Origin of the sequence: Butyrivibrio sp. INlla14 (assembly GCF_900102515.1) — a bacterium.
Lineage (GTDB): Bacteria > Bacillota > Clostridia > Lachnospirales > Lachnospiraceae > Butyrivibrio.
On record NZ_FMVS01000049.1, the window covers coordinates 1 to 11,082 of the forward strand.

The 11,082-nt window shown below is 35.0% G+C and carries 8 protein-coding genes and 2 pseudogenes; all 10 read right to left on the reverse strand.

Annotated elements, in window-relative coordinates; all coding sequences use genetic code 11:
• A pseudogene (locus BLO53_RS18195) lies at window positions 1–604 on the reverse strand (hypothetical protein); the annotation flags it as partial.
• 112 nt (window positions 605–716) lie between these two features.
• The gene (locus tag BLO53_RS18200) at window positions 717–1,811 is read right to left on the reverse strand and encodes an Rpn family recombination-promoting nuclease/putative transposase (protein WP_176757359.1); all 1,095 of its coding nucleotides are present in this window, start codon (window positions 1,809–1,811) and stop codon (window positions 717–719) included.
• Between the two features lie 235 nt (window positions 1,812–2,046).
• A complete protein-coding gene (locus BLO53_RS18205; RefSeq protein WP_092064960.1) occupies window positions 2,047–2,778 on the reverse strand; it encodes an SDR family NAD(P)-dependent oxidoreductase in 732 nt (243 codons plus the stop codon).
• Entirely contained in the window at window positions 2,775–4,076 is a 1,302-nt protein-coding gene (locus tag BLO53_RS18210) for an adenylyltransferase/cytidyltransferase family protein (protein WP_092064963.1), read from the reverse strand. The genes BLO53_RS18205 and BLO53_RS18210 overlap by 4 nt, the downstream gene beginning before the upstream one ends.
• A 10-nt stretch (window positions 4,077–4,086) precedes the next feature.
• The gene (locus tag BLO53_RS18215; RefSeq protein ID WP_092064966.1) at window positions 4,087–5,814 is read right to left on the reverse strand and encodes a thiamine pyrophosphate-binding protein; all 1,728 of its coding nucleotides are present in this window, start codon (window positions 5,812–5,814) and stop codon (window positions 4,087–4,089) included.
• Complete coding sequence (locus BLO53_RS18220) at window positions 5,811–8,399, reverse strand: LicD family protein (protein ID WP_092064969.1); 2,589 nt, start codon at window positions 8,397–8,399, stop codon at window positions 5,811–5,813. The genes BLO53_RS18215 and BLO53_RS18220 overlap by 4 nt, the downstream gene beginning before the upstream one ends.
• 3 nt (window positions 8,400–8,402) lie before the next feature.
• Window positions 8,403–9,590 carry a CDP-glycerol glycerophosphotransferase family protein gene (locus tag BLO53_RS18225; protein WP_176757360.1) on the reverse strand — a complete coding sequence of 396 codons (1,188 nt, stop codon included), beginning with the start codon at window positions 9,588–9,590 and terminating at the stop codon, window positions 8,403–8,405.
• Window positions 9,591–10,131: 541 nt separating this feature from the next.
• Complete coding sequence (locus tag BLO53_RS18230; RefSeq protein ID WP_092064975.1) at window positions 10,132–10,494, reverse strand: plasmid pRiA4b ORF-3 family protein; 363 nt, start codon at window positions 10,492–10,494, stop codon at window positions 10,132–10,134.
• Window positions 10,472–10,669 carry an IS1096 element passenger TnpR family protein gene (locus tag BLO53_RS20030; protein WP_092064978.1) on the reverse strand — a complete coding sequence of 66 codons (198 nt, stop codon included), beginning with the start codon at window positions 10,667–10,669 and terminating at the stop codon, window positions 10,472–10,474. Before BLO53_RS20030 ends, BLO53_RS18230 begins: the two co-directional genes overlap by 23 nt.
• 191 nt (window positions 10,670–10,860) lie before the next feature.
• Window positions 10,861–11,082, reverse strand: a pseudogene (locus tag BLO53_RS19505) (transposase); the annotation flags it as partial.

The window sequence follows — 11,082 nt, forward strand, 5'->3', positions numbered from 1 at the left end:
CATTTAACGTTTTAGCATTATCAATAATAAAAACATGCAGATGGTCGGCCACCTCCGGCCTATGATCATCTATATCCGTAGCCTCAAGCCACTCCATAAGCGAGCGCATATTCCTGACTACATATTTTTCTCTTTTATAAGTACAGATATTAACTGCAATCTCTATAGGACTTTCATCCGCTTTATTTCCATCAGCACAGTAAAAACCAGATATATCCCAATCTGCAGCAGTCTCTTCTATCTCAGCCCTAAACCAGAAAACGCCATGATCATATTGGTTGTAGGGCAGATCAATCGAAATCCGTTTATCTTCTGAAAACGGATCCGGTGTAATCCCTTTTAATCGCTCCATACCGCTTGCAGTAGGTATCTCAATTACAAACTCCTCAATCACATCACTGTCATGCATGATCTGAAGCTTTTTGATTCCTCTAATGGACAGCTCCAGGCTCAAACTCTCGATACTGCAGTATTTATGATGCTTTTCCAGGTAAAAGAAATTAAAAAAGCCGTCAAATGAAAGTAAGCTCCCATCTCTGTGGAGATAAAGAGCTTCTTCGTTGCATATTTGTTTAGTGGGATATAGAAGTGATTGTAGTTTCATGGAATTCGACACCTCGAAGTGCTAATACTGTCCATATGTAGAAAAACAAAAAACTCCTGACAAAGGCAATTTCATACCTTACATCAGGAGTTATCATCAAAAAATATCTTGATCAAGCTTTTATAGCATCACCTTGCTCATCATGTAATTTCTCATAAATCTTATCAGCATCATAGTCAGGAGCATACTCAATTGCAGCCTCAATTATCTTCTGTATATAGCCAAGATCTTCCTCGAATAAGTCAGCAATCTTCTCAGCAGTCCAGCCTTTCTGAAGTTTATTACATACCAGCTTTATCAACTTGGTTTCTTCGCCAATACTTTGCCCTATCTTTTGCCCTATCTTTTGCCCAATCTTTCGCCCTATCCTACGCTCTTCCTGAACATTGACAGTAGCTTTAAAGTTTGCAAATAAATCACTCATATGACGCTCCTTTATCTGACTTACAAAATCCTGAACCTCATTCTCCGAAACATGGTGCTTTCTTAATAGTACTGCCACTACTCTAGCAAGTACATCTAATACATCTTGAGGTGCATTGGCAGATAGATTGTCCAAATAGTCCTTGGGCAGATTCAGAGAACTAAACTCTTCTGTATCCCTTATCTTATTCAGAATCATAAGAAGTGATAATCCATCATTCTTCTTAATTAGTTCATCATTCCCATGATCAGCAGTATTAACCAGGTGATATTCATAATTCGGTATATATGGACTAAAAATGTCGCTCAGTGCTACCCTGCTTTTTAACGTCCTATTCGCAGTCCAGCTACTTTCACCATTGTAATACAAAATAGGAAAAACAGGTGGATACTTAAAGCCTTTAAGCTTACTAATTCCCGATACCCGCTTTTCTTCACGCCTTTCATAGTCGTCCCAAATGTAGACCATGTAACGCAGTATCTGCATACTTACATTATAATCTACGCTTGATTTGTGTTCAATCAGGGCTATGAAGATTTCTTCACCTTCTTTAACCCTTACCCTTTTGACAACATCAGCATTTCTCTCTTCTGTAAACATTGGAATATAACGCTCTGTAACGTCTGTTATGTCCTCTGGTTTTACATCTTTTAGCAGATTGATTCCAGAATAATCCCGTAGTAGCTGCGCACATAGTGTTGGATTTTCAAAAATAAGCTTAGCACCATTATCCTCGGCTTTTGAATTATGAATCTGATTGTCTAAGGTTTCGTTATCTTGCATACACATATGCCTCCTTCAAATTTATTCTTTCCATTCAGTGAAATTGGCATCTGCAAGAACTGCTTAGCCTCTCCAGATCGGAAAAAGAACTGCGATTTACACAGCTTTGCTAGAATAACATATGTGCATTATTAGTGCAAGGATTAATTCCTAATGTAAGATATGAAGTTGTCAAGGAACGTGGCTATACATTCACACTCTTTTCATGGTATGCGATACTCAGGTCAAAATATCATCAAAAATAATCATATCCTCCATGAATAGGCACAACTGCCCCATTCATGTAAGCATTATTCAAAATCGATACCGCCATATCAGCAATTTCCTCAGGTGTAGCAAAGCGATGAACAGCTACCTTGTTCTCTATTCTTTTCCTGCTTTCATCAGACCTATTATTATGCCAAGCAGTCTCCACAAAACCTGGCTCTATCGCATTTATTCTTACCTTCTTCTTTTCCAACACCTTAACTAGACTTTTTGCCAAAAAGCTAACTCCAGCCTTAGAAACTCCATACACAATGCTGGATGAGTATGGTTGATTTCCAGCATAAGACGAAACCAAAAGAACACTTCCACCAGTTGTAAGATTATCCAAAAGTTTTTTTATCATGAATGCGGGAATAGTAAGATTAGTTGACATAACTTGATTCCAAGATTCTAAATCATACTCTTCAAATGGTTTATATAGCCCAATACCCATATTAAGAATCAGTTTATTAACAACATAATCAGCGGTGATTTCATCGCAAAATCTCATGGCAGATTCATAGTCGGTCAAGTCATATTTACATAGCATTACATCCACAGATTTTTGACTTTTTATACTCTTTTTTAACTTTTCTGCCTTGTCATCATCATGCCCATATACAATTATTAGTGATTCATCTGTTAACGTCCCAGACATTTTTTCAGCTATTGATTTACCTATTCCAGAAGTTCCAGCAGTAACAATGATGGCCCGTTTCATGCCTTTATACTCTCCTTCACTCTCCCTACTAGTTCAGCTAACAGTTTTGATTCTTTGTAAAATACTCTGGTGCTTTCATCCGTTTTGCTTTCAATCATTATCATTAATTCCTGAAGCATATACCTTGTGCCATTTCCGTCAAAGTTGAAACTATACCTCTTAGGATATTTATCTCTACAATTAATCTGGAAAAAGCCCATATTCCACCAATCATTTTCAACTACAACTATTCCATCAAAGCCATTGATTCTGAGTCCACTATCCATCTCAACCCCAATACCAATATCTATGTCAGCAAATACACCATCTCCGTTTAAAATTATCCCATAATGTTTCCTATCAGCGTCACAAATATATGAAGTATTAATGCTAGCATTAATAAGCTTGTCTCCATATATCTTCAGTGATACAAATAACGCGTAAATCAACATATCTTCAAATCTCGTTCTACTGCTAAAATCAATAGAAGACATTTTGATTCCTAACGAAGCAATCCTACCGACACAATTGCTGTGAACCATCCACAGCATCTGGTGAAACGCTCGCAAGTACGCGGTAATAATGTTCTCACAAATCACGACTCCATTTTCTTTTGCGCACTGCTGCATTTCCTCTATTTGCTCAGGTGAATTGTATGCATAATTATCTACAATCACATATTTCTTTTGCTTAAGAGCTCCCAAAGCATATTCATATTTTTTTTCACCAGAAAACCTTATATATACAATATCTATGCTATCCAAAAATTCTTTGTAGCTGTAACACGCTTTGTTCAGTTCGTATTTCTGGCAAAAATCATCTGCAACATTAACATCCTCAGAGTAGACCGCTTCAACATGAAGACCACTTACATACTGCGATTCCAAAATAAAGCCGCCGTCATCCCCTCTGCCTGCAACTATTCCTATTCTGCTAATATTCTTTTCTCTTATCGCAGTACTAGAAATATCTTTGGTTCTTTCTAAATACACCACTTCGCAGTACTGCTTAAGATAATCAAATTTTCCTGTCCAGTCCGAACCCACAACAAAAACATCCGCTTTGTGCTTAATTATGTCATTTACTTTTTGTCCCTGATATTCCTCGATTATTATTTCATCAGCAAATCCTGTTTTATCAACGTTTTCTATTCGTTTGAGAAGACTATCCTTTACATTTAGTTTTCCTCTCTCTATATCAAAGCTTTCAGATGTAACACCAACAATCAGGTAGTCACCTAGTTCTTTAGCTCGTTTCAAAATGTTAAAATGACCTTGATGGAACAAATCGAAAGTGCCGTAGGTAATAACCTTTTTCATGTTCTTTCTCCTATAATTTCAATAACCAATCCAGCTTCTCACGAGGAATATATGTTCTCTGATCATATACTTCACGTCCCAAAAATGTTTTTGGTAAAGATGCTGTATCATTAGGAAGTACTATTTCAATCAGCATTGGTCCCTCTAAATCAAGTTCTTTTTTTATTCCAGTATAATCATCATACATATATTTTTTTGAAGGAATTCCATATGCTTCTGCCACTTTAGCAAAGTTGCAAGGTATATAGCTATTCTCGTAATCTGTAGTACCCTCATATCTGTCTTGAAAATAATCAGATTGAAGAAATCTAATCATTCCAAGCGCATTATTATTCATAACTAATATTTTTATAGGCAATTGTTCTCTTGCTACCCATTGCAGTTCCTGGATATTCATTTGAAATCCACCATCACCAGCAACGCATACTACCTTTCTATGCCTATCGGCTATCGACACCCCTATTGCAGCCGGAAGTGCATATCCCATCGCTCCATGACCGCCAGAAAAAAATAATCTTTGACCTTTCTTTTTGGTTATGCTCTGAGCAAGCCACATCATATTCTGCCCTACATCACCAACATAAGTCACATTATCACCTAGATAATCAGTTACAGATTTTAGTAATCTATTAGGGTATCTTTCTACATCCTGTAAATCAAAATCATCAAGATAATCTCTACACATGTCTGCTACAGAATGCCATTCTTCAAACACCGGAATGTCTCTTTTAGATAAATCTTCAACCACCGCGCCAGCATCAATACAAAAATGAATTTCATCTTCACTGACACTTCGTTCTAATTCAAACTGATCTATATCCATACGGATTACTTTGACCTTTATAGGCTTGCTATCTCTTTTAAAACCTACTTGTCGACTACACAAACTAATTCCAAAACACAACAACAAATCTGCCTTTGCTGCCACCAGCAAATTGGCAATTCTCTTCCCATATGCACCGCCTAAATATCCAAAACCATGTTCATTATCTTCGTAGAATTTTCCATATGCAAGTAAACTAGCCACAATTGGAATTCTATTATTATTTGCAATTTCATACAGTAGATCTACAGCACAACTTGAAAGTCCATTACCAATCAAAAGCACCGGTCTTTTACTAGCATTCAAGGCATCTATTATAGTCTTTGACGCATCTGAAACAGTATTCTTATCTATAAGATCATTACTAGTGCTTCCTTTTCTTATATTCTTGTTTACATAATCTGTTCTCTGCAAATTCATGGGAATATCAAGTAAAACAGGCCCCTTTCTTCCTGAATTAGCCGTAACCCATAAATCATCCAAAACATCTTGTATATCATCTTCTTTTGTAAGTTGAACAGCCTTTTTGGTAACTGTTCTTACCATAGAGACAATGTCACATTCCTGAAACCCCTGCTGCCTTTTCCCTTTTATCCCAGCATATTCATATGTGTTAATCTGGCCCGTAATATAAAAAACAGGAATTGAATCATAATATGCGTTAGCAATACCAGAAATCAGGTTCATAGCCCCAGGGCCACTAGTAGAATAAACCACGGCACATCCATCCGTAGCCTGAGCATATCCACATCCAGCAAATGAAGCTCCTTGCTCGTTATAACAAGAGTGATTTTGTACTTCCTGGCATCTACTAATTGCATCCACAAAATAAGCAATCATAGTACCTTGGTATCCAAAAAAATCGTTTATTCCCTTATTCTTAAAAAACTCAACTATAACTTCTGAATTATTCATATCTTTTCTACTCCGATATTTCTTTTTATTACTTGAACATTACCGCCCTGTCCGCAATATTTTAAATACTCAAAAAATACTGTCTCTAGTTTTTCGGGCAATTTCAATGAAATACCTGTTTTCTTTAGATACAAAGCAAGCTTATCATCATATAATTTAAACTCAGATTTCAATGATTCAATAGCACTGTTATCATAAAGATTAATGATACGATTCTCCCGAGCAAGGTATTCATTTTCTATCAGATGCTGCTCCCCTAAAGCTTTCACTTTCCAAAAATCCCTATGTAACATACTTCTGAAATATTTTATTACTGATTTTAGTCCCTTTATTTTATAGGCTTTATATTTATACTTTGAATTCGAAAACATATGTGGATATGTACAATTATCACAAATCGCTTTATTCCTCTGAATTGTCGTTATCAGATTTGAAACATATTTACTATCAATTCCGTAGCAGGAACAAAGTATATTTATGCTATCCAAATCACCATATTTTTTTTGTATCTGTTTCTCTATAACATCCATGTTCCAAAATAATGACAATTCATTTTCCATCCTTTTAAGATCACTAGTAATAACGTATGATACAAAGTCCCTTATCTCATCACTAACACCACTAAGCCTCGAAATATCAAAATAGCACTTAAATTGCTGCTCTAACCCCCCCAACATTTCGTAAGCCATAGATAAGCCAATTAATGAATCTTGTATTTGGGACAGCTTTCTCATAGAACTAATGCATTCATTTATTCTTTCTGTATCATATAAGCCTATAGAAGCAAGTTCTGAGCACGCTGTGCTAAGCTCATCACTAAAACCAACAATTTTGAATAATGAAAAAAATGCATGCTTATCTTCAGCATTTATAATTCTGATATAGTCAACATTTTTTCTTAGGAAAGCTATTCTGTCAGAAGGTTCAATACAGTCTTTAAATTCCATTTCTGCTTTATGAAGATATGGATTATATTCAGCTTCCAACATTTCGGATTCTATTTTCTTTAACAAAAATCCATTTTTTGTTTTTTTCTTTGCTTCATATAACAATTCGTAATAACTATCTTCCTCTAACTTACCCTTTTGAATAAAAGCGCTATAATAAAGCAACTCACCATCATTTGAAAAAATTTCCAGCATCCTATCAACAATATATTTGGCCTTATCAAAACTTTCTTTCTTTAATAGAAGATTTATCATTTGCTTGCCTATCAAATAAGAGTATAGATATTCTTCATCAACTCTTTGTATAAGTTTTAGTGCTTCGTCAAGCTTTCCATTTTCTTCAGCATTCACAGATTGTCTATATAACTTTATTACATCGACCAAATGTCTATGAGTATCCGAAATAGTTGCATTATTGTACTTTTTTACATCAAATAACCTCATAATCCTGGTATGTTTACCAACTTTTACACAATACTTCAAGAAAACATCCAGATACCAATCCTCAACTTCAATCAATACCGGATGAAGATAGTACCATATGTGGATTCCATCTTCCCTTCCAATAGTAAATTTATCAAACTGTATCTTTTCATATTTATCATATATTCTTCTTAATGCATCAAAATCATTGCTAAGGTACAATGTCAAAGGCACTCCATGCTTAGTTACAATTTCATCAATATTAACTTTCACCCACTTATTTAAAACTTCCTTTTTCTTTATTGATAATCTTATGTTTTGTGTAAATGATAGAAACAGTTTGGCTCCTACACCATACATACCAACAATTTTCCCATGCAACTCACAAGGAATTATCTCCCTATATTCTGTACGAAAACTCTTATAGCACCTTTTCAAATCAACAACAGCATTATGTCCCACCTGCTCATGCTTTTCCGGTATATAAAACCAGTCATCACCATAATGCATTATCATGTAATCACTAATATGTGTAGGAAGCATGCATTTATAACCTTCAAATATGCCTTCCTTAGGTCTTTCAAACCATTCCTTAGGAAAAAGAAGTGGTCCCCATCCCCATCTCATGGCATAGTGTGTACATTCATCCTCATGTCCATTAAAAATACTGTCTTCTATTATCTTCAGAACGCGTTCTTTTCCTAAAAAAATGGATTTAAAGTAATACCATAATAATTTCCAAAAGCTCACTCCCCACCTATATGAACATCTATACGAGTCCACAATCAAATCCTCGTATATTGCCATTAGTTTGCAATACTTCTCAAATGTCCCCTTAGAACCAATTGATACCGGATCTATGGGAATAATATCTATAACCACTCCCGATGGTTCATTTGTATACAAGGAATGAGTATGTATCTGCGTAGTAGTAAGATCACAATACCTCCCAAAGACATTTGTATAATTTCTGTCTATTTCCTGACATAGTAATTTCCGATTCTCAGCTAGATTATTTCGACAGTACTCAATAAATCTATTCCAATTTGATGTTGTCATGTATATATCAATATCATCATCCCAGGGAATAAAACCATGATGACGTACTGCTCCTATGCACGATCCACCTGCCATATAATACTCTATATCATTATTCCTGCATATTTCATCAACTTCGAGAAATAATTGTAATAACTTTTCTTGTAATGGTGTCATTCTTCATCCTTGCCTTATAATCAACTCAGCTACTATCTTCGAAGCAGTTCCTTGTTCGTAGCTGTTAACTTTTAACTTATGCTTTCTAATTGAATCTATATATTCATCCATCTTTATACTATCAATAATATTAACCAATTCCTCTGTGGACTTTGCCATAGGATAAGGCATATTATGTCCTTGTTCGGTCAACCCTCTATCATTCTGTTCAAAAATTTCACTATCCGGAATATAAGAAATGCATAACTTTTCTAATACTTCAAAGTCCCACATACATGATGAATAATCACTTATTAGAACATCTACAGCACACAGTAATTCAGATATATCATCATATTCAGTTAAATTCACGCCCTCATTTTTCTTATTCAGTATGTTTTCCCAATCAAAATAATGTAATCTATATGCAAATATCCAATCGCCTCCAAACCTATTTTCCAATGCCTTTAAAACTTTGTTTGAATCAAACATACTCTTCGCCAAGCTTTTCTTGTCATGGCGAAATGTTGGCATGTAGCAAACAATTTTCTTTTCTTCACATCCAATCATTTTTTTTACATCATTCACCTTTTTTTCATAGTTACCGAAAAATAAATCATTTCTTGGCAACCCTGATGTTAAAAAGTATGTATGATTGAATCCAAATGCTTTTCGAATATAATCAATAAAGGCTTCGCACCCAGCCACCATATAGTCTGGTTCAGGGTTTGAATATGAATACATTCTTCGCTGGAATTTAGAAGGAAAAACTATAGCATTTTTACCAATTCCTTTATAATTAATACCCCCGTGCCACACGTTTATATATGTTTGTCTTTTTCTTTTTATTAGGCCAGGATACATAATGTCATCACAAACAACTACTTTTGAAAAAAACTGTATCCATAAATGCTTTAATGAACGGTACCTTATAACAAAGACGCCGTCTTCTATAGCCTTACCACTTTGTTCAGGATGTCTAGTAATCCAATAAATCTTTTTCGAGGCCAGCTCCTGCTTCTTTAGTTCTTCAATAACATAGCGCATATTGTCAGCGTAATAACGTCTAGTTGAAGTAATAAAACATATATTATTTCTGCTTACAGGTAACCAATCTAATTTTTGTTCCATGAATCGAGCTAATAAGATAATATAATAATTCCTTTTTTCTGTTCTAAGCCTACTACCGCTTAGCAGCTCAATTCTTTCCATACCCCAAATCTCCATCCTAGCATATTCAATTAGCCATACATATGGATATCTAAAACAATTTAAATCGGGGAGTCGCAACCAGAAATGGTTTGAATTTTTTTATCAGAGTATCGTGGTATTATTGACATTCCCGACACTCACAAATGCTGTCCCCTCACAATACTTCTGTGCTATTTTTAGTAGATTTTTATATCGTTATTATATTAATTATATCATGTTTAAATTCATAATCAAGAAACCGACAACAAAAACACCCATGAGTTACAGTATTGTAACTCACAGGTGGTGTACTTTTATTGTACGGCTATTAATCAAAAATTCCATTTCCTACATCAGCAGATACATCTTTTTCCTTGTGATTTAGCATGTGATCCTGCATAATATTTCCGGACTTTTCTATTTGAACGCTATCCTACTTGTCAAAAACAATCTAAAAAAAATATTATTATCATCGTCTTTATCAAGAAGCTACACAAGCTTTTCTTCATCAAGATTGGAATCAAGTTTATTAAATTAGACTTATTTTTCTTTTTAGAAAAAGTCATTTTTGAAAGGGTGTTATTAACATTGGTAAGATCATATTTACCTCGTCATACCAATTTTTCATTTCCTTGTATTCCGGGTAATCCTTATTGGCTAATATATTAAGAAGGTCATAGTAGCCCCATATTCCACCGCAGTCTTCAACTAATGAATCACCTTTAAACTTGGTTACCACCGGAAAGTTATATTCATAATCTTCAATTACCTTTTCAATCTTGTTTTCGTGAGCCCACCAATCTCCAAAATCAAATACATAAGTAAATGACTTAACAGCTTCTAGGAATTCGTCAATAGTGTACTCAACGCTGTTAAGTCTGGATGTATTCCATCCAGTATTATCATAATCGCATCTTTCCTGCAAACAATAATCTTAAAGAGCTATATTTATATCCGCTTAGATGTGATCCTGGCTCTCCCATCACCGCACGTAAAATTATTGTAAGCCGAAAAATAGAAATTCCCGCAGGAACAATGCATCTTCTCCAAATTGGCGGTTTTAAATATAGTATTGCTACTTTTAGTTGGTAAGCTTTCATTGTGGGAAATAGCCTCGTCTTTCCTTTGAGTATGAAACACGAACAATTATTGTTTATTAGATGATGTAAGGGTCAAAAGCCCTTTACATAAATTTATCTGCTCCTTGAAAAATTCATACAAACCGATTTTTGATGTAAAACTTGAGTATTTTTCTCTCAAAGTGTGGATATGGCAGGGAATTCCCTATTAATCATCCGGCAAGTACCGGATTCGGAGCATAGTGCCCCAGACCCTTCCGATATCGAAAGAGTTTTCTGAAATTCAATGCCGCTATTTTGCATCCAAAGAAAAATTTACATCGGAGCTTTCCATGGACACACATCTTGTTTACACCATAGACGTTTTTCAGGATTGACGGAACTGTCTCAGCACCATTACGGAGCCTGCCATAATTCTTGAATTCCTCGGTGTT